Here is a 314-nt window from a genome sequence, read left to right as displayed (position 1 = left end):
CTCGTAAACTTAAAATGTCATGCCCGTCATAACTGTGTAAGTTTTCAGGATCGGTATAGTAACGACCAACATGATGCCATTGCAGTGCCACATTGGCGTTATTAAACGCCTGCCAGGTTAAATCTAAATTGGCAATTTTACGCGGGGCGGTATCAACATCATTATCTTTAATATTGATATTATTGAGTATTTGCTCATTAGTATAACTATGCTTGGCATAACTGGCGGCAAAGTTAACTGACCAAGTTGAGGTGAGAGCATGCTCAAGTTTAAACTCAATCCCGCGGTGGCGCGAGCTGCCATTATTCACGGTA

1 protein-coding gene is annotated in these 314 nt (G+C 41.7%); it reads right to left on the bottom strand.

Annotation, left to right across the window (positions count from 1 at the left end; genetic code table 11):
* Positions 1-314, bottom strand: a 314-nt coding sequence (locus tag AAEY62_RS21410) for a TonB-dependent receptor domain-containing protein (RefSeq protein WP_350636400.1), incomplete at both ends; no start/stop codon positions are given.

Source organism: Pseudoalteromonas sp. GW168-MNA-CIBAN-0100, from assembly GCF_040309225.1.
GTDB lineage: Bacteria > Pseudomonadota > Gammaproteobacteria > Enterobacterales > Alteromonadaceae > Pseudoalteromonas > Pseudoalteromonas arctica.
The sequence above is the reverse complement of the archived record's forward strand: the minus strand, read 5'-3'. Positions and strand labels throughout refer to the sequence as shown.